19 protein-coding genes are annotated in these 24564 nt (G+C 50.2%); 14 read left to right on the top strand and 5 right to left on the bottom strand.

The window, feature by feature from the left end; all coding sequences use genetic code 11:
* Window positions 1-115 precede the first annotated feature (115 nt).
* From FEK46_RS04305 to FEK46_RS04325, 5 genes are all read left to right on the top strand, one after another.
* Window positions 116-1747: a sensor histidine kinase gene (locus FEK46_RS04305; protein WP_135560206.1), complete on the top strand. Its 1632-nt coding sequence runs from the start codon at window positions 116-118 to the stop codon at window positions 1745-1747.
* Complete coding sequence (gene dcuR / locus FEK46_RS04310) at window positions 1744-2463, top strand: two-component system response regulator DcuR (protein ID WP_135560207.1); 720 nt, start codon at window positions 1744-1746, stop codon at window positions 2461-2463. The genes FEK46_RS04305 and dcuR overlap by 4 nt, the downstream gene beginning before the upstream one ends.
* Window positions 2464-3019: 556 nt before the next feature.
* Window positions 3020-4360, top strand: coding sequence for an anaerobic C4-dicarboxylate transporter DcuB (gene dcuB / locus FEK46_RS04315; protein ID WP_000899528.1), 1341 nt, complete (start codon window positions 3020-3022; stop codon window positions 4358-4360).
* A gap of 77 nt (window positions 4361-4437) precedes the next feature.
* A complete protein-coding gene (gene fumB, locus FEK46_RS04320; protein WP_130205921.1) occupies window positions 4438-6084 on the top strand; it encodes a class I fumarate hydratase in 1647 nt (548 codons plus the stop codon).
* A gap of 122 nt (window positions 6085-6206) precedes the next feature.
* Complete coding sequence (locus tag FEK46_RS04325) at window positions 6207-6857, top strand: DUF2238 domain-containing protein (protein WP_130205919.1); 651 nt, start codon at window positions 6207-6209, stop codon at window positions 6855-6857.
* Here the strand turns inward: FEK46_RS04325 and melA are convergent.
* The gene (melA, locus tag FEK46_RS04330) at window positions 6854-8209 is read right to left on the bottom strand and encodes an alpha-galactosidase (protein ID WP_130205917.1); all 1356 of its coding nucleotides are present in this window, start codon (window positions 8207-8209) and stop codon (window positions 6854-6856) included. The genes FEK46_RS04325 and melA overlap by 4 nt on opposite strands.
* Before the next feature lie 272 nt (window positions 8210-8481).
* Between melA and melR the strand changes: the two genes are divergently transcribed.
* The 7 genes from melR (at window position 8482) to pmrB (ending at window position 17939) form a co-directional block, all read left to right on the top strand.
* Entirely contained in the window at window positions 8482-9390 is a 909-nt protein-coding gene (melR, locus tag FEK46_RS04335; protein ID WP_131161355.1) for a transcriptional regulator MelR, read from the top strand.
* A 198-nt stretch (window positions 9391-9588) separates the two neighbouring features.
* Window positions 9589-11856, top strand: a complete 2268-nt coding sequence (gene adiA, locus FEK46_RS04340) for an arginine decarboxylase (protein WP_135560232.1) — start codon at window positions 9589-9591, stop codon at window positions 11854-11856.
* Between the two features lie 333 nt (window positions 11857-12189).
* A complete protein-coding gene (gene adiY / locus FEK46_RS04345) occupies window positions 12190-12951 on the top strand; it encodes a DNA-binding transcriptional activator AdiY (RefSeq protein ID WP_130221796.1) in 762 nt (253 codons plus the stop codon).
* Between the two features lie 136 nt (window positions 12952-13087).
* Window positions 13088-14425 carry an arginine/agmatine antiporter gene (gene adiC / locus FEK46_RS04350; RefSeq protein WP_130259497.1) on the top strand — a complete coding sequence of 446 codons (1338 nt, stop codon included), beginning with the start codon at window positions 13088-13090 and terminating at the stop codon, window positions 14423-14425.
* 104 nt (window positions 14426-14529) lie between these two features.
* The gene (gene eptA, locus FEK46_RS04355; RefSeq protein WP_130205909.1) at window positions 14530-16173 is read left to right on the top strand and encodes a phosphoethanolamine transferase EptA; all 1644 of its coding nucleotides are present in this window, start codon (window positions 14530-14532) and stop codon (window positions 16171-16173) included.
* On the top strand, window positions 16170-16838 hold the full coding sequence (gene basR / locus FEK46_RS04360; RefSeq protein ID WP_064525700.1) for a two-component system response regulator BasR: 669 nt from the start codon (window positions 16170-16172) through the stop codon (window positions 16836-16838). Before eptA ends, basR begins: the two co-directional genes overlap by 4 nt.
* Entirely contained in the window at window positions 16839-17939 is a 1101-nt protein-coding gene (gene pmrB / locus FEK46_RS04365) for a two-component system sensor histidine kinase PmrB (RefSeq protein WP_165383162.1), read from the top strand.
* On the opposite strand, the gene pmrR is transcribed toward pmrB, so the two are convergent.
* From pmrR to crfC, 4 genes are all read right to left on the bottom strand, one after another.
* Window positions 17915-18004 carry an LpxT activity modulator PmrR gene (pmrR, locus tag FEK46_RS04370; protein ID WP_074399408.1) on the bottom strand — a complete coding sequence of 30 codons (90 nt, stop codon included), beginning with the start codon at window positions 18002-18004 and terminating at the stop codon, window positions 17915-17917. The two genes, pmrB and pmrR, sit on opposite strands and share 25 nt — an antisense overlap.
* A 114-nt stretch (window positions 18005-18118) precedes the next feature.
* Window positions 18119-19621, bottom strand: a complete 1503-nt coding sequence (proP, locus tag FEK46_RS04375; RefSeq protein ID WP_130205905.1) for a glycine betaine/L-proline transporter ProP — start codon at window positions 19619-19621, stop codon at window positions 18119-18121.
* A gap of 262 nt (window positions 19622-19883) precedes the next feature.
* Entirely contained in the window at window positions 19884-20762 is an 879-nt protein-coding gene (locus tag FEK46_RS04380) for a diguanylate cyclase regulator RdcB family protein (protein ID WP_135560208.1), read from the bottom strand.
* A complete protein-coding gene (gene crfC / locus FEK46_RS04385) occupies window positions 20759-22987 on the bottom strand; it encodes a clamp-binding protein CrfC (RefSeq protein ID WP_135560209.1) in 2229 nt (742 codons plus the stop codon). Before crfC ends, FEK46_RS04380 begins: the two co-directional genes overlap by 4 nt.
* 397 nt (window positions 22988-23384) lie before the next feature.
* Here crfC and FEK46_RS04390 point away from each other — a divergent pair, with 397 nt between their 5' ends.
* Both FEK46_RS04390 and yjdN read left to right on the top strand, forming a co-directional pair.
* The gene (locus tag FEK46_RS04390; protein ID WP_001300891.1) at window positions 23385-23720 is read left to right on the top strand and encodes a zinc ribbon domain-containing protein YjdM; all 336 of its coding nucleotides are present in this window, start codon (window positions 23385-23387) and stop codon (window positions 23718-23720) included.
* 276 nt (window positions 23721-23996) lie between these two features.
* Window positions 23997-24440 carry a VOC family metalloprotein YjdN gene (gene yjdN, locus FEK46_RS04395; RefSeq protein ID WP_130205897.1) on the top strand — a complete coding sequence of 148 codons (444 nt, stop codon included), beginning with the start codon at window positions 23997-23999 and terminating at the stop codon, window positions 24438-24440.
* The last annotated feature ends 124 nt before the right edge of the window (window positions 24441-24564 follow it).

Consider the following 24564-nt stretch of genomic DNA (forward strand, 5'->3'; position numbering starts at 1 on the left):
CGACAGTTTCAGTTTCCAGAGTCTCTCCCCCTATATAGCCAATTATTCTTACTCCCTTTGAATTACCTGCCTCATCAGAGATAATGCTTAAGAAATTTGTCACACAAGGAAGCTGATGAGACATCCATTGCCCTACCGCAAGTTACGCAAACGTCCGATGAAATTGAGTACCACAGTGATCTTAATGGTCAGCGCGGTGCTGTTCTCGGTGCTGTTGGTGGTGCATCTGATTTACTTCTCGCAAATCAGTGATATGACGCGTGACGGACTGGCCAACAAGGCGCTGGCGGTAGCACGTACCCTTGCCGATTCGCCGGAAATCCGTCAGGGCTTGCAGAAAAAACCGCAGGAGAGCGGGATCCAAGCCATCGCGGAAGCCGTGCGCAAACGTAACGATCTGCTATTTATTGTCGTTACCGATATGCAAAGTCTTCGCTACTCGCATCCTGAAGCCCAGCGTATTGGTCAGCCATTTAAAGGTGATGACATCCTTAAAGCGCTGAATGGCGAAGAAAATGTCGCTATCAATCGCGGTTTTCTGGCGCAGGCTTTACGCGTATTTACCCCCATCTATGATGAGAATAATAAACAGATTGGCGTGGTGGCGATCGGCCTTGAATTAAGCCGCGTGACCCAACAAATCAATGACAGTCGCTGGAGCATTATCTGGTCGGTGTTATTTGGCATGCTGGTCGGCCTCATCGGCACCTGCATTCTGGTTAAGGTGCTGAAAAAAATCCTTTTCGGCCTGGAACCCTACGAAATATCCACACTGTTTGAGCAACGCCAGGCCATGTTGCAGTCTATCAAAGAAGGCGTCGTTGCCGTGGACGATCGCGGCGAAGTCACGCTGATCAACGATGCCGCACAAGAATTGCTGAATTACCGTAAGTCGCAGGACGATGAGAAACTGTCGACGCTAAGCCACTCGTGGTCACAGGTAGTAGATGTCTCGGAAGTGTTACGCGACGGTACGCCGCGCCGCGACGAAGAGATTACCGTCAAAGATCGGCTATTACTGATCAACACCGTTCCGGTGCGCAGTAATGGCGTTATCATCGGTGCCATTTCAACCTTCAGGGATAAAACTGAAGTACGTAAACTGATGCAGCGACTGGATGGTCTGGTCAACTATGCTGACGCACTTCGTGAACGATCCCACGAATTTATGAATAAATTGCACGTGATTCTCGGATTATTGCATCTGAAGAGTTATAAGCAGTTGGAAGATTACATTCTCAAAACAGCCAATAACTATCAGGAAGAGATTGGCTCTCTGTTGGGCAAGATCAAATCGCCGGTTATCGCTGGTTTTTTAATCAGCAAGATTAACCGCGCGACCGATTTAGGCCATACGCTGATTTTAAACAGCGAAAGCCAGTTGCCCGACAGCGGCAGTGAAGACCAGGTCGCGACGCTGATTACCACGTTGGGAAATCTGATAGAAAACGCGCTGGAGGCATTAGGGCCGGAAGCTGGAGGCGAAATTAGCGTAACATTGCACTACCGTCACGGCTGGCTGCACTGTGAAGTTAACGATGATGGACCGGGGATCGCACCCGACAAAATCGATCACATTTTTGACAAAGGTGTCTCGACAAAAGGAAGCGAACGAGGCGTCGGTTTAGCTCTTGTCAAACAACAGGTAGAAAATCTCGACGGCAGTATCGCCGTAGAATCGGAACCCGGGATTTTCACACAATTTTTTGTCCAGATACCCTGGGACGGGGAGAAGTCGAGCAAATGATCAATGTATTAATTATCGATGACGACGCAATGGTGGCGGAGCTGAATCGCCGATACGTGGCGCAGATCCCGGGCTTTCAATCCTGCGGAACGGCCTCGACACTGGAAAAAGCCAAAGAGATAATTTTCAACAGCGACACGTCTATTGACCTGATATTGCTCGATATCTATATGCAGAAGGAGAACGGGCTCGATTTACTTCCGGTGCTGCATAACGCTCGCTGCAAAAGCGATGTGATAGTCATCTCTTCCGCCGCCGATGCCGCGACGATTAAAGATTCGCTGCATTACGGCGTTGTTGATTACCTGATAAAACCCTTCCAGGCATCACGCTTTGAAGAGGCACTCACCGGCTGGCGACAAAAGAAAATGGCGCTGGAAAAACATCAGTATTATGACCAGGCCGAGCTGGATCAGCTAATCCACGGCAGCAGCGCCAACGAGCAGGATCCTCGTCGCTTGCCAAAAGGCTTAACGCCGCAGACGTTACGCACGCTGTGCCAGTGGATTGACGCGCATCAGGACTATGAGTTTTCAACCGACGAGTTGGCCAACGAGGTGAACATCTCGCGCGTTTCCTGCCGCAAGTACCTAATCTGGCTGGTCAACTGCCACATCTTATTTACCAGCATCCATTATGGCGTCACGGGTCGTCCGGTTTACCGTTACCGTATTCAAGCGGAACATTACTCATTGCTGAAACAATATTGCCAATAACGCACCATTGGTTATCCGCAAGTAACAATTATTGCAGTAATGCAAAAGAGCACTGGCACAAGTTACATCGTCCATCAGTAAAACTTGTGCCAGATCAAATATAATTATCCCCTTCTCATTTCATCGATTTAATATTCTTTAGGATAAATAGTGTTTTTAATTTCAAAACGCTAACAAAAGTTAATTAACTATTATGTCACCCGCATTATGTGTATTTTTACCCATAAATAGGTAGATCAGAATAATCTATAACCGTCATTAGAACAAAAAATATACCAATAAATATCAATAAGATAGTAGAAAACAAACTATTAACATCTGCGCAGCACAAACTATAACCCCATCGCCAGAGAGTATTTTTCTCTGAAAAAGTCGCTTATCACAGTGTATTAATTTATTGCTGCCTGAATCAGCCAATATTCACTGTGAAGTAATTACTCAGGCCAGTAACGACCAAAAGGATATTAGTCAGGCTCTGAAAAAAGTTCATACAAACAGAACGAGACTGCGTTCTATTCAGTAGAAATTTAAATGGGATTATCGCGAGGGTTCACAAATGTTATTTACTATCCAACTTATCATAATATTGATATGTCTGTTCTATGGCGCCAGAAAGGGCGGTATCGCGCTAGGTTTATTAGGCGGTATCGGCCTCGTCATTCTGGTATTCGTCTTCCATCTTCAGCCAGGTAAACCACCGGTTGATGTTATGCTGGTTATCATCGCGGTGGTGGCGGCATCGGCCACGTTGCAAGCCTCGGGCGGCCTTGACGTCATGCTGCAAATTGCCGAGAAACTGCTGCGCCGCAATCCGAAATATGTCTCCATTGTCGCGCCGTTTGTTACCTGTACGCTGACCATTCTTTGCGGTACAGGTCACGTGGTTTACACCATCCTGCCAATCATCTACGACGTGGCAATTAAGAACAATATCCGTCCGGAACGTCCGATGGCGGCAAGTTCTATCGGTGCACAGATGGGGATTATCGCCAGTCCGGTGTCGGTTGCGGTAGTATCACTGGTCGCGATGTTGGGTAACGTTACCTTTGATGGTCGTCACCTTGAGTTCCTCGACCTGCTGGCGATCACCATTCCATCGACGTTACTCGGTATCCTGGCGATCGGTATCTTCAGTTGGTTCCGCGGTAAAGATCTGGATAAAGACGAAGAGTTCCAGAAATTCATCTCCGTACCGGAAAACCGTGAGTACGTTTACGGTGACACCGCGACGCTGCTGGATAAAAAACTGCCGAAAAGCAACTGGCTGGCAATGTGGATCTTCCTCGGGGCAATTGCCGTGGTCGCACTTCTCGGTGCTGATTCGGACCTGCGTCCGTCCTTCGGCGGCAAACCGCTGTCGATGGTCTTGGTTATTCAGATGTTTATGCTGCTGACCGGGGCGCTGATTATTATCCTGACCAAAACCAATCCCGCGTCTATCTCAAAAAACGAAGTATTCCGTTCCGGTATGATCGCCATCGTGGCGGTGTACGGTATCGCATGGATGGCAGAAACCATGTTCGGTGCGCATATGTCTGAAATTCAGGGCGTACTGGGCGAAATGGTGAAAGAGTATCCGTGGGCCTATGCCATTGTTCTGCTGCTGGTTTCCAAGTTTGTAAACTCCCAGGCCGCGGCGCTGGCGGCGATTGTTCCTGTCGCACTGGCGATTGGCGTTGACCCGGCTTACATCGTGGCTTCAGCACCGGCTTGCTACGGTTATTATATCCTGCCGACCTATCCGAGCGATCTGGCAGCGATTCAGTTTGACCGTTCCGGCACCACCCACATCGGTCGCTTCGTCATCAACCACAGCTTTATTCTGCCAGGGTTGATTGGCGTGAGCGTATCTTGCGTCTTTGGCTGGATCTTCGCCGCGATGTACGGGTTCTTATAAATGCACTTTGCGTGCCGCCCGTCGCTGTGCGGCACGCCATTTTCGTATAACAAATACAGAGTTACAGGCTGGAAGCTATGTCAAACAAACCATTTATCTACCAGGCGCCTTTCCCGATGGGGAAAGACAACACCGAATACTATCTGCTCACTTCCGATTACGTTAGCGTTGCCGAATTCAACGGCGAAACCATCCTGAAAGTGGAACCAGAAGCCCTGACCCTGCTGGCGCAGCAAGCCTTCCACGACGCCTCTTTCATGCTCCGCCCAGCACACCAGAAACAGGTTGCTTCTATTCTTCACGACCCAGAAGCCAGCGAGAACGATAAGTACGTGGCGCTGCAATTCTTGAGAAACTCCGAAATCGCCGCCAAAGGCGTGCTGCCGACCTGCCAGGATACTGGCACCGCGATCATTGTTGGTAAAAAAGGTCAGCGCGTATGGACCGGCGGTGGTGATGAAGAAGCGCTGTCGAAAGGCGTCTATAACACCTATATCGAAGATAACCTGCGCTATTCACAGAACGCGCCGCTGGACATGTACAAAGAGGTCAACACTGGCACTAACCTGCCTGCGCAAATCGACCTGTACGCGGTAGATGGCGATGAATATAAATTCCTCTGCGTCGCCAAAGGCGGCGGTTCTGCCAACAAAACGTATCTCTATCAGGAAACTAAAGCCCTGCTGACTCCGGGTAAACTGAAAAACTTCCTCGTCGAGAAAATGCGCACCCTCGGGACCGCAGCCTGCCCGCCGTACCATATCGCGTTTGTGATTGGCGGCACGTCTGCGGAAACCAACCTGAAAACCGTCAAGTTAGCAAGCGCTCACTATTACGATGAACTGCCGACCGAAGGGAACGAACACGGTCAGGCGTTCCGCGATGTCCAGCTGGAACAGGAACTGCTGGAAGAAGCCCAGAAACTCGGCCTCGGCGCGCAATTTGGCGGTAAATATTTTGCTCACGATATCCGCGTAATCCGCCTGCCGCGTCACGGCGCTTCCTGCCCGGTCGGTATGGGCGTGTCCTGTTCCGCTGACCGTAACATCAAAGCGAAAATTAACCGCGAAGGTATCTGGATCGAAAAACTGGAACACAACCCAGGCCAGTACATTCCGGAAGAACTGCGCCAGGCGGGTGAAGGCGAAGCGGTGAAAGTTGACCTCAACCGCCCAATGAAAGAGATCCTCGCCCAGCTTTCGCAATATCCGGTTTCCACTCGTTTGTCGCTCACCGGCACCATTATCGTGGGTCGAGATATTGCACACGCCAAGCTGAAAGAGCTGATCGACGCCGGTAAAGAACTGCCGCAGTACATCAAAGATCACCCGATCTACTACGCGGGTCCGGCGAAAACCCCTGCCGGTTATCCATCAGGTTCACTTGGCCCAACCACCGCAGGTCGTATGGACTCCTACGTGGATCTGCTGCAATCCCACGGCGGCAGCATGATCATGCTGGCGAAAGGTAACCGCAGTCAGCAGGTTACCGACGCGTGTCATAAACACGGCGGCTTCTACCTCGGTAGCATCGGTGGTCCGGCGGCGGTACTGGCGCAGCAGAGCATCAAGCATCTGGAGTGTGTCGCTTATCCGGAGCTGGGTATGGAAGCAATCTGGAAAATCGAAGTAGAAGATTTCCCGGCGTTTATCCTGGTCGATGACAAAGGCAACGACTTCTTCCAGCAGATCGTCAACAAACAGTGCGCGAACTGCACTAAGTAACCTCTTCGGCCCAGCGCCTGGCAGCATGCTGCCAGGTGATCCCCCTGGGCCACCTCTTTTGCGATTGTAATTTCACGCTTGCTGGTGAATAGTCAGTATTTTCCCTGACTTGCGAACTCACCATGACCCGCACACTCAAGCCGTTAATTCTTAACACCGGCGCACTGGCGCTAACGTTAATCCTGATTTATACCGGCATTTCGGCCCATGACAAACTCACCTGGCTGATGGAAGTAACACCGGTGATTATTGTCGTGCCGCTACTGCTTGCCACCGCCAGACGTTACCCGTTAACGCCGCTGCTCTATACGCTCATTTTCTTTCACGCCATCATCCTGATGGTCGGCGGGCAGTACACCTACGCGAAAGTCCCCATCGGTTTTGAGGTGCAGGAATGGTTAGGGTTGAGCCGTAATCCGTATGACAAGCTGGGGCATTTTTTCCAGGGGCTGGTGCCTGCACTGGTGGCACGAGAGATTCTCGTGCGCGGAATGTACGTTCGTGGACGGAAAATGGTGGCGTTCCTGGTCTGCTGCGTAGCGCTGGCAATAAGCGCCATGTATGAGTTGATCGAGTGGTGGGCGGCGCTGGCGATGGGCCAGGGGGCGGATGATTTTCTCGGCACCCAGGGCGACCAGTGGGACACGCAATCCGATATGTTCTGTGCGCTGCTGGGCGCATTAACCGCGGTGATATTCCTCGCTCGCTTTCACTGCCACCAGTTACGGCGCTATGGCTTAATCACCAGAGCGCCGGAAGCGATTACACCTTAGCGGTGCAACCAGCCAGGTAGCCAGTCGCCGTGAGCGGTAATCAGGTCGTCAACCAGGGCATAAATTTCGTCAATGCCCAGCACGGCGGCGGTATGCGGGTCCATCATTGCGGCGTGGTAAACACGGTCACGATTTTCGGTGAGAATGGCTTCGGTCAGCAGCGTCTGTACGTTGATGTTGGTTTGCATCAGGGCAGCCAGATGCGAAGGCAGTGCACCAACTTTGGTTGGCTGAATACCATTGGCGTCAACCAGACAGGCCACTTCCACACAGCATCCTTGTGGCAGGTTATCAATCAAACCATCGTTACGGACGTTGCCGTAAATCACACTCGGCTCACCGGTCCAGATAGCGTTCATAATCGTGCTGGCATATTCCCGCGACGGTTTAATATCAATCCGGGAGGCGTTCTTATACTCCTCCAGCTCTTTATGCCAGTTCGCCAACTGTTCAACACAGCGTTTCGGGTACTCATCCAGCGGCACTTTATAACGCTCAATCAAATCCTCGCGACCTGGCTTAATAAACCACGGCGTATATTCGGCAAAATGTTCTGACGACTCCGTGACGAAGTAGCCCAGCTTTTTGAACATTTCATAGCGCACAATATTCTGGCAACGAGTATTGCCATGAATATTCGGTTTCGGTGCCTGGCCTGCGTCATACGCTGCCAGCAGTTCCGGGTAGAGATTCACGTAACTGCCGTCTGCGGTTTTGCGCTCCAGCTCCAGGTAGAACGCCATATGGTTGATACCAGCGCAACGATAACGCAGCGTGGACGGATCGATATTCAGGTCGCGGGCCAGCTCTTCCGCCGTTCCCTGCACCGAGTGGCACAGCCCCACCTGTTTGATATGCGGATAGCGGGCATACATCGCCCAGGTATTCATCGCCATCGGGTTAACGTAATTGAGCATGGTGGCATCGGGGCAAACTTCCGTCATGTCCTCGCAAATCTGCCACAAGTGCGGAATGGTACGTAGCGCACGCATAATGCCGCCAGGCCCCAGCGTATCGGCAATGGTTTGTTCCAGACCGTGGCGCTTACAGACCTCAAAATCAGTCACTGTGCAGGGTTCATAACCGCCAATCTGAAACGCCACCACCACAAAATCGGCGCCCTGTAAGGCTTCTTTCTGTTCGCTGTGGCAGGTGATTTTGCCGCTGGCCCCTGCTGAATCCATCAGCTTGCGCACCACGATGTGCGACTCTTCCAGCCGTGTGGGATCGATGTCCATCAGAGCGATATGCGCCGTTTTCAGTGCCTCACGGTGAAACACATCACCAAGAATATTTTTAACGAAAATTGTCGAACCAGCGCCGATAAATGTAATTTTGGGTGCAGACATCATGCAGATCTCCTGGCTTGCTTGAATAACTTCATCATGGCAGGCGATACCGCAGAAAACTTCCGGCTTCCCCGTCGAGTATTCCCATAAACTCAGATCCTGAGTGAAGTATCAGTAAATCTGAGTTTATGGGAATAAATTAGCTGAAAAGCAGAGATTTCGGCCTCCTTATCCTTGGACGCCCTCTGGGAAGAGGGTGAAAACCGTGCTCCCATTCGCAGTCATCCTCCCCCACTCATGTCATAATTCTGATAATCCAGGAAAGAGAGCCATCCATGAATACTGATAACTTTATGTGTAGCAGCGATGAAAAGCAGACCCGCAGCCCGCTATCACTGTATTCAGAATATCAGCGAATGGAGATTGAGTTTCGCGCACCGCATATCATGCCCACCAGCCACTGGCATGGTCAGGTCGAAGTGAATGTGCCTTTCGATGGCGATGTGGAATACCTGATCAACAATGAAAAAGTGAAGATCAACCAGGGGCATATCACGCTGTTCTGGGCCTGTACGCCACATCAGCTAACAGATACCGGAACCTGTCAGAGCATGGCAATTTTTAATCTGCCGATGCATCTGTTTCTCTCCTGGCCGCTGGATAAAGACCTTATAAACCACGTCACTCACGGTATGGTGATCAAATCACTGGCGTCACAGCAGCTTAGTCCGTTTGAAGTGCGTCGCTGGCAGCAGGAGCTCAACAGCCCAAACGAGCAAATCCGCCAACTCGCTATTGATGAAATTGGCCTGATGCTCAAGCGATTTAGCCTCTCTGGCTGGGAGCCGATTCTGGTCAATAAAACCTCGCGTACGCACAAAAACAGCGTCTCGCGTCATGCACAGTTTTATGTCAGCCAGATGTTGGGCTTTATTGCAGAAAACTATGATCAAGCGCTAACCATCAACGACGTGGCCGAGCACGTCAAACTTAACGCCAACTATGCGATGGGGATCTTCCAGCGGGTCATGCAATTGACGATGAAACAGTACATTACGGCGATGCGCATCAACCACGTTCGCGCGTTACTGAGCGATACCGATAAAAGTATTCTCGATATTGCCCTGACAGCAGGCTTTCGTTCGAGCAGTCGCTTTTACAGCACGTTCGGCAAATATGTCGGCATGTCGCCGCAAAAATACCGCAAACTTAGCCAACAACACCGCCAGACGCTTCCCGGATAAAGATGATATCAGTATCAGCCAAAAAAATAGTTTAGCTGTCGATAATAAGCAGTGAAAACAACTTTAGAAATCAATGTAATTGTTTGTTTATAAAAATAAAAAAAACAAAAGCGACTGTTTTTTACTCGCTTTACAGCCTGAAATACCCAGAAGATACTTGCCCGCAACGAAGATTCCTTCATAACCGGGTAAGCAATGATGAAAGTATTAATTGTTGAAAGCGAGTTTCTCCATCAGGACACCTGGGTCGGTAACGCTGTTGAGCGTCTGGCGAATGCCTTAAGCCAGCAAAATGTCACTGTCATTAAATCAACCTCATTTGATGACGGCTTTGCCATTCTCTCTTCAAATGAGGCCATTGATTGTCTGATGTTCAGCTATCAAATGGAACATCCGGACGAACATCAAAACGTCAGAGAATTGATCGGTAAGCTTCACGAACGCCAGCAAAATGTGCCGGTCTTCCTGTTGGGCGATCGGGAAAAAGCCCTCGCCGCAATAGATCGCGACCTGCTGGAGCTTGTCGATGAATTCGCCTGGATTCTGGAAGATACCGCCGACTTTATCGCCGGACGCGCCGTTGCCGCGATGACCCGCTATCGTCAGCAACTGTTGCCGCCACTGTTCAGCGCGCTGATGAAATATAGCGACATCCACGAGTATTCCTGGGCCGCACCGGGCCACCAGGGCGGCGTTGGCTTCACCAAAACGCCAGCCGGGCGTTTCTACCATGACTATTATGGTGAAAATCTGTTCCGTACCGACATGGGCATCGAAAGAACTTCCCTCGGTTCTTTACTCGACCATACTGGCGCATTTGGCGAAAGCGAAAAATATGCCGCGCGCGTATTTGGTGCCGATCGCTCCTGGTCGGTCGTCGTCGGGACTTCCGGCTCTAACCGCACTATCATGCAGGCTTGCATGACCGATAACGATGTGGTGGTCGTTGACCGTAACTGCCACAAATCCATCGAACAAGGCTTAATGCTGACTGGCGCGAAACCGGTCTACATGGTGCCAAGCCGCAACCGCTACGGCATTATCGGGCCAATCTACCCGCAGGAAATGCAGCCTGAAACTTTACAGAAGAAAATCAGCGAAAGCCCGCTGACCAAAGATAAAGTTGGGCAAAAACCCTCTTACTGCGTGGTAACCAACTGCACCTACGACGGCGTATGCTACAACGCCAAAGAAGCACAGGATCTGCTGGAAAAAACCTCCGATCGTCTGCACTTCGACGAAGCCTGGTACGGCTATGCGCGCTTTAATCCGATCTATGCCGATCACTATGCCATGCGCGGTGAACCGGGCGATCATAACGGCCCAACCGTTTTTGCTACCCACTCCACTCACAAACTGCTGAATGCGCTGTCGCAGGCGTCTTACATTCATGTGCGTGAAGGTCGTGGAGCGATTAACTTCTCCCGCTTTAATCAGGCATACATGATGCATGCCACCACTTCCCCGTTGTATGCCATCTGCGCATCAAACGATGTAGCAGTATCGATGATGGACGGCAACAGCGGCCTGTCGCTGACGCAGGAAGTGATCGACGAAGCGGTCGATTTCCGTCAGGCAATGGCGCGGTTGTATAAAGAATTTACCGACGAAGGAAACTGGTTCTTTAAACCGTGGAATAAAGAAGTGGTTACCGACCCAGAAACTGGCAAAACCTATGACTTTGCCGACGCGCCGAGCAAACTGCTGACCACCGTTCAGGACTGCTGGGTAATGCACCCAGGCGAAAGCTGGCACGGCTTTAAAGATATCCCGGACAACTGGAGCATGCTCGACCCGATTAAAGTCAGCATCCTCGCACCGGGGATGGGAGAAGACGGCGAACTGGAAGAGACTGGCGTACCTGCCGCACTGGTCACCGCCTGGCTTGGTCGTCACGGCATTGTGCCAACCCGCACCACTGACTTCCAGATTATGTTCCTGTTCTCTATGGGCGTAACCCGTGGGAAATGGGGAACTCTGGTTAACACACTTTGCTCTTTCAAACGCCACTACGATGCTAATACACCGCTGGCGCAGGTGATGCCGGAACTTGCTGAACAATATCCTGACACTTACGCGAATATGGGTATTCACGATCTGGGTGACAAAATGTTTGCCTGGCTGAAAGAAAACAACCCAGGCGCACGGTTGAACGAAGCCTATTCTGGCCTGCCGGTGGCTGAAATCACCCCGCGTGAAGCCTACAACGCGATTGTCAATAACAACGTCGAACTGGTATCCATTGAAAACCTGCCGGGACGTATTGCGGCGAACTCTGTCATCCCGTATCCGCCAGGAATCCCAATGCTGCTCTCTGGCGAAAACTTCGGCGATAAAAACAGTCCGCAGGTAAGCTATTTACGCTCACTACAATCCTGGGATCATCATTTCCCTGGTTTCGAACACGAAACTGAAGGTACCGAAATTATTGACGGTATTTACCACGTGATGTGTGTGAAAGCGTAACCACTATTCCGCTGAAGGCGTAATTGTTTAAATAACATTACGCCGCCTGGCCTGAGGCCTTTTGAGTATGGCAACGTTTTCATAAAAATTGCTGCAAACAAAAATGTCATACTTTTTGCGCGGCCCCACCCCGCGCTTTTTTTTGCCTGTTATTTACACTTTTTCAGCATGTAAAATTTTTTGTACATGAGAAATTACTATAAAAATTTGTAATATTAGTAAAACACGTTATTTTTATGCATGTTTTGATTCGTCATACAATTATATAACCATTTCCCCGTATCGCTCTTCCTGGCGAAAACGGGTCTTTTATTTGCATTCAGGAGTACATGTATGAGGATTTGCAGCGACCAACCTTGTATTGTTTTATTGACTGAAAAAGATGTCTGGTTAAGGGTGAATGGGAAAGAACCTATAAGCCTGAAGGCTAACCACATGGCGTTATTAAGTTGTGAAAATAATATTATTGATGTCTCCTCACTTAATAACACTTTGGTTGCGCATATTAGTCATAACATCATCAAAGATTACCTCCGTTTTCTGAATAAAGATCTCTCAAAAATACCCGTCTGGCAACGAAGCGCCACCCCAGTTCTGGCCTTACCATGCCTGACACTGGACCTCTTTCGCGTCGCTGCTCAACATAGCATGATGCCCGCTGAAACAGAGTCAGAAAAAGAACGCACTCGTGCATTATTATTCACTGTGCTATCACGCTTTCTCGACAGTAAAAAATTCCTTTCTCTTATGATGTATATGTTACGTAATTGTGTAAGTGATAGCGTTTATCAAATAATTGAAAGCGATATTCATAAAGACTGGAATCTTAGTATGGTAGCCAGCTGTTTATGTCTAAGCCCCAGCCTGTTAAAGAAAAAACTGAAAAGTGAAAACACCAGTTATAGCCAAATAATCACCACCTGCCGTATGCGTTATGCCGTAAATGAATTAATGATGGACGGCAAAAATATCTCACAGGTATCACAATCCTGCGGCTACAACAGCACTTCCTATTTTATATCTGTATTTAAAGACTTCTATGGTATGACGCCTCTCCATTATGTTAGTCAGCACAGAGAACGTTCTGTCGCCTGATTTATAACCTGAACGAAGAGCTATATTAATAACAGCATCAGCGATAACCCGGTTGAGGATAATTCAACGCGCGAGTGTAGGCGTATGATATGACGTAATTTATTGTCACGAAGCTCGCCTTCGCAGGAGTTTAATTATGTCTTCGGATGCTGACGCTCACAAAGTGGGCTTAATCCCCGTCACCCTGATGGTGTCGGGGAATATTATGGGGTCAGGTGTTTTTCTATTACCTGCAAACCTGGCCTCGACAGGCGGGATAGCCATATATGGTTGGTTGGTGACGATTATCGGTGCGCTGGCTTTGTCGATGGTCTACGCCAAAATGTCTTTCCTTGATCCCAGCCCTGGCGGTTCATATGCCTACGCGCGCCGCTGCTTTGGCCCTTTCCTCGGGTATCAAACAAACGTTCTCTACTGGCTGGCCTGCTGGATCGGCAATATTGCCATGGTGGTCATTGGCGTGGGGTATTTAAGCTACTTTTTCCCTATCCTCAAAGATCCGTTGGTATTAACCATCACCTGTGTGGTGGTGCTGTGGATCTTCGTTCTGCTTAATATCGTCGGTCCAAAAATGATCACCCGCGTGCAGGCTGTCGCCACTGTGCTGGCACTGATCCCCATTGTCGGGATTGCAGTATTCGGCTGGTTCTGGTTCCACAGTGAAACGTATATGGCAGCCTGGAACGTGAGTGGTCAGGGTACTTTCGGTGCGATTCAAAGTACCTTAAACGTCACGTTGTGGTCGTTTATCGGGGTAGAAAGTGCTTCCGTTGCGGCGGGCGTAGTGAAAAACCCGAAACGCAACGTGCCAATCGCCACCATTGGCGGGGTGTTGATTGCCGCCGTCTGCTATGTACTCTCGACCACGGCAATTATGGGGATGATCCCTAATGCCGCGCTGCGCGTTTCCGCCTCACCTTTTGGCGATGCGGCGCGGATGGCGCTGGGTGATACCGCTGGGGCCATTGTCTCCTTCTGCGCAGCGGCAGGTTGCTTAGGCTCGCTGGGCGGCTGGACACTACTGGCCGGGCAAACGGCGAAAGCGGCTGCCGATGACGGCCTGTTCCCCCCCATTTTTGCCCGCGTTAACAAAGCGGGTACTCCGGTTGCCGGGTTGATTATCGTTGGTATTCTGATGACTATCTTCCAGTTCAGTAGCATCTCGCCAAACGCCACCAAAGAGTTTGGTCTGGTGTCCTCCGTATCGGTAATCTTTACCCTCGTGCCTTATCTTTACACCTGTGCCGCTTTACTGCTTTTAGGTCACGGTCACTTTGGCAAAACGCGTCCGGCGTATGTGACCATCACGACTATCGCCTTCCTTTACTGTATCTGGGCGGTGGTCGGTTCTGGCGCAAAAGAGGTCATGTGGTCATTCGTCACTCTGATGGTGATCACAGCCATGTACACGCTGAACTACAACCGGATGCATAAAAACCCCTATCCTTTAGATGCACCGACCAGTAAAGATTAAGTCCCCCTTAATCCAGCAAACGCATAAGCCAACCTTAAGAACTTAAGGTTGGCTTAACTTTGCTTTGCGAACATATGCGCACTTTGTTCGATGGAAACACCGTGATGTTGAAGCGCCTTCTAAAAAGACCCTCTTTGAATTTACTCGCCTGGCTATTGCTGGCCTCTTTTTATATCTCTATCTGCCTGAATATTGCCTTTTTTAAACAGGTATTACAGGCGTTACCGCTGGATTCACTGCATAACGTGCTGGTTTTCTTGTCGATGCCGGTCGTCGCCTTCAGCGTGATTAATATTGTCCTGACACTAAGCTCTTTCTTATGGCTTAATCGCCCGCTGGCATGTCTGTTTATTCTTGTCGGCGCATCAGCGCAATATTTCATCATGACTTATGGCATCGTCATCGACCGTTCAATGATTGCCAATATTATGGATACCACAGCGGCGGAAAGTTATGCGTTGATGACGCCGCGGATGTTATTAACGCTAGGGTTAAGCGGCGTACTTGCCGCGCTGATTGCCTGCTGGATAAAAATCAAACCTGCCACCTCGCGCCTGCGCAGTGTTCTTTTCCGCGGAGCCAGCATCCTGATTTCTATACTGCTGATTGTGCTGGTCGCCGCACTATTTTATAAAGACTACGCCTCGCTGTTTCGCAACAACAAAGAGCTGGTGAAATCCTTAAGCCCGTCTAACAGCATTGTTGCCAGCTGGTCATGGTATTCTCATCAACGACTGGCGAATCTGCCGCTGGTACGCATTGGTGAGGATGCTCGCCGCAACCCGTTAATGCAAAATGGAGATCGGAAAAACCTGACCATTTTGATCGTCGGTGAAACTTCACGGGCGGAAAACTTCTCGCTCAACGGCTACCCGCGTGAAACTAACCCGCGGCTGGCGAAAGATAACGTGGTCTATTTCCCAAATACTGCGTCTTGCGGCACAGCAACGGCTGTTTCTGTACCGTGCATGTTCTCGGATATGCCGCGCGAGCATTACAAAGAAGAGCTGGCACAACACCAGGAAGGCGTGCTGGATATCATTCAGCGGGCGGGTATCAACGTGCTTTGGAATGACAACGATGGCGGCTGTAAAGGCGTCTGCGACCGCGTGCCTCACCAGAACGTCACTGCGCTGAACTTGCCTGGTCAGTGCATCAACGGCGAATGCTATGACGAAGTGCTGTTCCACGGGCTGGAAGAGTACATCAATAACCTGCAGGGAGATGGCGTGATTGTATTACACACCATCGGCAGCCACGGCCCGACCTATTACAACCGTTATCCGCCGCAGTTCAGGAAATTTACCCCTACTTGCGACACCAACGAGATCCAAACCTGCACGAAAGAACAACTGGTGAACACTTACGACAACACGCTGGTCTACGTCGACTATATTGTTGATAAAGCGATTAATCTGCTGAAAGAACATCAGGATAAATTTACCACCAGCCTGGTTTATCTTTCTGATCACGGTGAATCGTTAGGTGAAAATGGCATCTATCTGCACGGCCTGCCTTATGCCATCGCCCCGGATAGCCAAAAACAGGTGCCAATGCTGCTGTGGCTGTCGGAGGATTATCAAAAGCGGTATCAGGTTGACCAGAATTGCCTGCAAAAACAGGCGCAAACGCAGCACTATTCACAAGACAATTTATTCTCAACGCTGTTGGGATTAACCGGTGTTGAGACGAAGTATTACCAGGCTGCGGATGATATTCTGCAAACTTGCAGGAGAACGACTGAATGAAAATTCTAATTGTTGAAGACGATACACTGTTATTGCAGGGATTGATTCTGGCGGCGCAAACGGAAGGCTACGCCTGTGATGGCGTCACAACCGCACGGATGGCGGAACAAAGCCTGGAAGCTGGTCATTACAGTCTGGTGGTGCTGGATTTAGGTTTACCTGACGAAGACGGGCTGCATTTTCTCGCCCGTATCCGGCAGAAAAAATACACCCTGCCGGTGCTGATCCTCACCGCCCGCGACACTCTGACCGACAAAATCGCCGGGCTGGATGTCGGGGCCGACGACTATCTGGTGAAGCCTTTTGCGCTGGAAGAGTTGCACGCCCGCATTCGCGCCCTGCTGCGACGCCATAATAATCAGGGCGAAAGCGAGTTGATTGTTGGCAACCTGACGCTGAATATGGGTCGCCGTCAGGTATGGATGGGCGGTGAAGAACTGATTCTGACGCCGAAAGAATATGCTCTGCTGTCACGGTTGATGCTCAAGGCAGGCAGCCCCGTGCATCGGGAAATTCTCTACAACGACATCTATAACTGGGACAACGAACCCTCGACTAACACCCTGGAAGTGCATATCCACAACCTGCGCGATAAAGTGGGTAAGTCGCGCATCCGTACCGTACGCGGTTTTGGCTATATGCTGGTCGTAAATGAGGAGAACTAATTGAATCTGATGCGTTTTCTGCGTCGTCCAATATCGCTACGCCAGCGGCTAATATTGACCATCGGGGCCATTTTGCTGGTGTTTGAGCTGATCAGCGTCTTCTGGCTATGGCATGAAAGTACCGAGCAGATTCAGCTATTTGAGCAGGCGTTACGCGACAATCGCAACAACGATCGCCACATCATGCGTGAGATCCGCGAGGCGGTCGCCAGCCTGATTGTCCCCGGCGTGTTTATGGTCAGCCTGACGCTATTTATCTGCTATCAAGCGGTACGGCGCATCACCCGTCCGCTGGCGGAGTTGCAAAAAGAGCTGGAAGCGCGCACCGCCGACAACTTAACGCCCATTGCCATTCACAGTGCCACCCTCGAAATCGAATCGGTGGTTTCGGCTTTGAACGATCTGGTATCTCGCCTGACCAGCACGCTGGATAACGAACGCTTGTTTACCGCTGACGTCGCTCACGAACTGCGAACGCCGCTGGCGGGGGTACGTTTGCATCTGGAGTTGCTGGCGAAAACGCATCACATTGATGTAGCGCCGTTAGTGGCGCGGCTTGATCAGATGATGGAGAGCGTCTCCCAGTTGTTACAACTGGCTCGTGCGGGTCAGTCATTTTCATCCGGTAATTATCAGCATGTAAAACTGCTGGAAGATGTGATTCTGCCCTCGTATGACGAGTTAAGTACCATGCTCGACCAGCGTCAGCAAACCTTGCTGTTGCCAGAGAGCGCCGCCGACATCACCGTTCAGGGTGATGCAACCCTGCTGCGGATGTTATTGCGAAACCTGGTAGAAAACGCCCATCGTTACAGCCCACAAGGCAGCAACATTATGATTAAGCTGCAAGAAGATGGCGGTGCGGTAATGGCGGTTGAAGATGAAGGGCCAGGTATTGATGAGAGTAAATGCGGGGAGTTAAGCAAAGCGTTTGTACGAATGGACAGCCGTTATGGCGGAATTGGTCTGGGATTAAGTATTGTCAGCCGCATCACGCAGTTGCATCACGGGCAGTTTTTCCTGCAAAACCGGGAAGAAACCTCCGGCACGCGTGCCTGGGTACGGCTGAAGAAAGATCAGTACGTGGCAAACCAGATATAGAGAAAGCTGCTGACTACCAGCACGCTGAACACGGTAGTTAAACGTTCATAAATACGGTTTTTCATTGCACTCTCCTCCGTTAACCTGGAGGAGAGTATGCGCGCCAGAGATTAAGTGAACCTTAAGAGTTCGGTTGTAGGCCTGATAAGACAGCGTCGCATCAGGCCATCCATTTCAGATTACTCATCAATACGCGGATGTTGCTGCACCAGGCGAGAACGTTTCGCCTGCAAATCGGCAATCTCGTGGTCAATATCCTCGATTTTTTGCTCAATATTATCGTAATGCTCGACGAGAATTTCCTTCGCTTCCTGTAAATCTGACGCCGCTGGCGTCGCACCTTTCAATGGCTGATTCGCCGTCTCTTTCATGGTTACGCCGGTGATTAAACCAACCACCGCCACGACCATCAGGTAATAGGCAGGCATCATCAGATTCTGCGAGCTTTCGACCAGCCAGGCCGCCAGTGTTGGCGTCAGACCAGCAATCAGCACCGAAATATTAAATGCCGCCGCCAGTGCACTGTAACGGATATGCGTCGGGAACATCGCTGGCAGCGTTGAGGCCATAACACCCGTAAAGCAGTTAAGGATCACTGCCAGCATCAACAACCCGGCGAAAATCAGGCCGATGATATTACTGTTAATCAGGATGAACGCCGGGATCGCCAGCGCAAACAGCGCAACACTGCCGAGGATCACAAACGGACGACGGCCAAAACGGTCACTAAGCAGCCCCATCACCGGTTGCACAAACAGCATACCAATCATAATGGCGATAATAATCAGCACTCCGTGGTCTTCGGAGTAGTGCAGGTTATGCGACAAATAACTCGGCATATAGGTCAGCAGCATGTAGTAAGTGACGTTGGTGGCAATCACCAGGCCAATACACGTCAACAAACTGCGCCAGTGTTTGGTGGCAATCTCTTTAAACGAGACTTTCGGACCATCCTGCAAACCTTCCCGGTCGCCCTGCTCCAGTTTCTCAACATGTTGCTGGAAAGCTGGCGTCTCTTCCAGCGCATGGCGCAAGTAAAGCCCGATAATCCCTAAAGGCAGAGCGATAAAGAACGGAATACGCCAGCCCCAGTCGAGGAAGTTTTCTTCACCGACGATGGTCGAAATTAACACCACCACGCCCGCACCCAGCACAAACCCGGCAATAGAACCGAAATCCAGCCAACTGCCCATAAAGCCGCGTTTACGGTCAGGGGAGTATTCCGCAACAAATATCGACGCCCCGGTATATTCGCCCCCCACCGAGAATCCTTGCGCCATCTTACAGATCAACAACAGAATCGGTGCCCAAATACCAATAGAGGCGTAGGACGGTATTAAGCCAATACAGAACGTACTGATCGACATAATCACAATGGTGATCGCAAGGATCTTCTGGCGACCATATTTATCGCCCAACATACCGAAGAAGAGCCCGCCAAGCGGTCGAATCAGAAAGGGAACGGAGAAGGTGGCAAGTGCAGCAACCATCTGCACGCTGGGGTCAGCCCCCGGGAAAAAGACCTTACCTAATGCGTAGGCAACAAAACCATAAACACCAAAATCGAACCATTCCATTGCATTACCCAGCGATGCTGCGGTAATGGCTTTGCGCAGTTTACCGTCATCAATAATAGTGACGTCACGAAGGGTAATCGGTTTTACTTTTTTCCTTTTCAGCATAGCTTTCCTCGCAGAGTAAGCCCATTTCCGCACACGTCAGGCAAATAACGTGGCGCCCGCAAAAGGGAAGCGGGAATTGCAGGGTGCAATCTCTGTAACAAGCGTAGCGGGTTTACTTACACGTTCCGATTAAGAATTGTACAACCAAACCAGTTGACGCCTGAATTGGGCAGTTAATGACCTTTTTACCCTACCAGCGTTTAAATTTGTGATCAACTTCACATATGGATTTCGTTAAACACTCACCAATGTAACTGATTATTTACACGCAATTTACAGAGAAGATTTCCTCGACCATGGCCTCCACCAGACGTTGTGCTGAACAGAGCCGTGGCATCCCTACCGCGACAGTTTGCCAACGTTGGGTCACCGACCAGCAAACGGGCTGTTTATCTGCATCGGACCACTTACCCAACCAACCTAAAAAGTCAGCATGCTCCCCACCGCTTAGAGCTGTGGGTGATGTGAACCATTGGTGGTAATAATGACGAGTAGTCGGTGCCGCGTTGATACTTTCAGCCAGATATTGCGTCGCTTTCACGCGCAAATCATCAAGCAACAACGCTGCCGCTTGCGGACTTCCCAGACGGCAGGCATCGCCAAACGCCCCCCAACGCAGTTCTTCCAGAACGATGAAACCACGTCCAGGCAGCGACCAACTGTCATACGCACCGGCACGCCAGCGAGTAAAAATTTGCTCGCTCTGTTCGCCCGCCTGCACCAGCAACCCTCGTTGCGTTAAGGCTTTTTCCTTCCAGTGACAACGGGCTGAAAACCACTCATATAAAGCAGTAATTTGCTGCTGGAGTTCCGGGAAAGCGGATTGTGGGCGGAGATCCCTTTTTTGCAGTAACGCCAGATATTGTGCGATCTGTGTCAACGCCAGATGACCGGGGTCAAGCATGGCCGCCAGTTTTTCCACCAATGCCAGGCGTAGACTAAGCGGCGCATTTAACATTCCGGCATTCGCCCACGTCTGAAGCTGTGTGCGAGCAAGGATCTCCTGCATCAGTCGTTCACGAAACTGCTGCTGATGGGCTTGCGGATGGCGGGTATCATCGCCCAGCGCCAGATCCACTAAAAAGCGGGGATGAATCGACTCCAGCACACGACCGGGGCCGTCCAGTAACGTCTTTGTCAATACTGTTCTGCCGTGAAAAGAGTTTGAATATCATCGCGTAACAACTGAGAGTCCGTATAAATCCAGCCGTGCGTTGTTGCAGTCTGCTGCAATTGCTGCTGCATAATTTTCACCACGGATTCATTTTGCTGTCGCAAAGCCAGACTTTCGCGTAAACGCGTGTGTAATTCCGTCAAACATACAGCGAAATCAGCGAAAAATGTGCTCATTCCTGCCGTGACAGAATCATCGACCTGAACCGCTAAAACTTTAGCCATTTGTTGGCAATAGAGGTCAATTTCTTCGGTTAACGTACGTTGTAGCACACTGTAATCAACGGTCTTCGTCGGGGATTTCTCACTACTCCGTCCCCAGTCTGGTTGATTCAACCAGCGCGAGAAAGTCTCACGTACAACACCTAAACGGGTGACCTGCTCATCCGGTATTTCCTGGAGTGATATTGCATCGCTGAATAGCTGGCGAGTATTGAAGTGGGGAACCACGCTGCGAAAAACAGGAAACTCAAATCCAGGGCGAAACCCAGACTCACTCAATGCCACTTTAACCTGTTGTTCAATGGGACGAATAACATCGGTTAGTACCCGGCAAAGGGTTGATTCCAGTTCAGCAAAACGCAGCGTGAAATCCCGGCTGATTTGGGTCTGTGCCGTCTGTAACAGTGTCTCGCAGCGAGTACGAATCTCGCTTAATGGCCACGAATCATGTTGAAACAGCACGGCTAACTGGGCATTCACCTGCTCTTGCTGCTGACGCAAAAAGTCGTTGGCTGATGTCAGGGCCAGCTCTATTTCATGTTGAATCTCACCGCTCACCTGCGTCTGATTGAGTTGCAATAGCTGCAAATTTTCTTCGAGTTGGTGGATATTTTGCCGCAATAGCTCGCAGGCGACAGTCAGGCCGTGGGCGCGAAAATCAAGGTACTCCCGCGCCTGCTGGGCGTAATTCAACAATTTATGCGAGGCAGAACGCAGAGCGTACAACGACGCGTTGGCATACGCGGCATGAAGCAACGCCTGCACCGGCTGTTCAAATAACGAGTCTTCCCACAATTGCTCAACTGCATGGCGAATATGGTCGATATCCTCCAGATCCGCGTTACACCAGCGCCTGCCGAGCGCCGCATGAGCAAAATCCTCCACCCAGCGTTGCTGTTGAGGATCGGGCAATCTGCCGCTGCTGGCTAACTCATGGCGCGCCCGATTCGCCAGATAGCCCCACATCGACGATACCGGAAATATCTGCCCTGGCGTAACACAGCCTTTCATCAACGTCCCGGAAATCAGCGCCCGCACCTGTTCGGCATCGTCGCTGTTACGATCCTGCTGATCGAATTTATTGACCAATACATACAGCGGTACTGACTTGCCGACGGCCATAACCGCCGCGCGCACCTCTTCATCGGAGATCGATTTCAGTTGCGTATAATCCATCACCGCCAGCACCGCAGAAGCGTGCGCCAGCTGCTCATTAAGCATTTGTTGCAGATGTGGTTGTCCGGCTTCGTTTGGCCCGGGAGTATCCAGTAATGTTAACTGCCCCGGATAACTTTCCAGTCCCGCCAGATGGACGAACTCCACTTCAATCACTGGGATATGTTCGATGGCGGCGTAAGCAGAAAAAGGAAAATCAACGTCCAGCGCTTTCGCCATGCGCACCAAATCATTCAAACTTTTCAGACAATGAAAAATAGGCTGGGCGCCCAGGTAATATTTTTCGAAAGCGACGCCATTTTCGATCCGCTGCATAAGTGCACGCATATCTTTATCTATTTCCAGCAGATCGGTCAGATGATTAATATCGTAATCACGCAGGCGTTGTTGTAATTGTTGGATTAAACGGTCAATTGGCGCGACATGTGAAAAATGCAGCACGGGTTCTTTTTGCCCCGGTGTATGGCGAATAAGCGTTGGCAGCGCAGTCATAGGGCGATTGCGATTAGGAAGAACTTCAGTGCCAACAATGGCATTAATGGTGGTTGATTTCCCTGCTTTCATTGTGCCGACAATCGCCAGCACCATTTCCAGACGGGAAATTTTACGCAGCTCATTATTCAGCATCGCGTGGCGCTCGACGATATTATGCTGACTCCAGGGTAAAGTCAGAGGCGGCGCCACTTCTCCAGGTACAGTGAGAGGCATTTTTTCCAGTAACTGCAACTGTTGTCGGGAAAGCAGTAACAGACGTTCCGCCTCCTGACTTAACTCATATATTGTCTGTGTGCACATGGAAAGTTCTTCCTTAAAGCAAATTTTATTACTTTTATTTAGCCAGATCGTTTTTTAGTTCTGTTTTCGGCTTTTATAATTACTGCGGGAAATAATTTATATTTAATTTGTTGTTTTTATTAGAATGACGACGTCTCTTCCGACACGTTTAAAAGTCAGAAAGATAAAAAACAATTAAATAAAAAAAAGAACAAGAATAAAGTTAACCTTATCTCAAATAATAAACTGAGGCAAAAAGATTATTTTCTTTTTGCCTTCTCTTTCAAATGAAAACGATCGTCGTCTAAAATCAGCAGTACCCCCGACAAACTCAGGGATTTTGTGTATAATTGCGGCCTTTTTCGGCAATCTGCCGTTTTTTGGCGCTTTTGCCCCGCTGACTTTTGAGGAAATCCACATGTCATTACCACACTGCCCAAAATGCAACTCCGAATACACTTACGAAGATAACGGCATGTACATCTGCCCGGAATGCGCCTACGAATGGAACGACGCAGAACCTGCGCAGGAAAGTGACGAGCTGATCGTTAAAGATGCTAACGGCAACCTGCTGGCTGACGGCGACAGCGTTACCATCATTAAAGATCTGAAGGTGAAAGGTAGCTCTTCGATGCTGAAGATCGGCACCAAAGTGAAAAACATCCGCCTGGTTGAAGGCGACCATAACATCGATTGCAAAATCGACGGTTTTGGTCCGATGAAACTGAAATCTGAGTTCGTGAAAAAGAACTGATTGTATTGCTCAATGTAATGTTGGCACATGATCGGTAGGCCGGATAAAGCGCTCGCGCCGCATCCGGCAACGGTGCCGACTGCCTGATGCGACGCTTGCGCGTCTTATCAGGCCTACAAATTCTCGCACCATCCGTAGGCCGGATAAGGCGTTCACGCCGCATCCGGCAACAGTGCGACTGCCTGATGCGACGCTCGCGCGTCTTATCAGGCCGCCTCTCATCTGTACAAATTTCGAACTACACTTAACTGGCTTCTCTTAACTGAGGTCACCATCATGCCGTTAAGTCCCTACCTCTCTTTTGCCGGTAACTGTGCCGACGCAATTGCTTATTATCAACGCACATTGGGCGCGGAACTGCTCTATAAAATCAGCTTCGGCGAAATGCCGAAATCAGCGCAGGACAGCGCCGAAGGCTGCCCTTCCGGGTTGCAATTTCCCGATACCGCCATCGCCCATGCTAACGTGCGTATTGCCGGAAGCGATATCATGATGAGCGATGCCATGCCGTCAGGAAAAGCCAGCTACTCCGGCTTTACGCTGGTGCTCGATTCGCAACAGGTCGAAGAAGGAAAACGCTGGTTTGATAACCTTGCAGCTAACGGAAAAATCGAAATGGACTGGCAGGAAACCTTCTGGGCGCATGGCTTCGGCAAAGTCACCGATAAATTTGGCGTACCGTGGATGATTAATGTCGTCAAACAACAACCAACGCAATAACCCGCCGGGAGGCCCGCCCTCCCGCACTGTCATCGAATTCCCGTTAACTCTTCATCTGTTAGTCACTTTTAATTAACCAAATCGTCACAATAATCCGCCACGATGGAGCCACTTTTTTAGGGAG

Source organism: Escherichia sp. E4736, assembly GCF_005781225.1.
Lineage (GTDB): Bacteria > Pseudomonadota > Gammaproteobacteria > Enterobacterales > Enterobacteriaceae > Escherichia.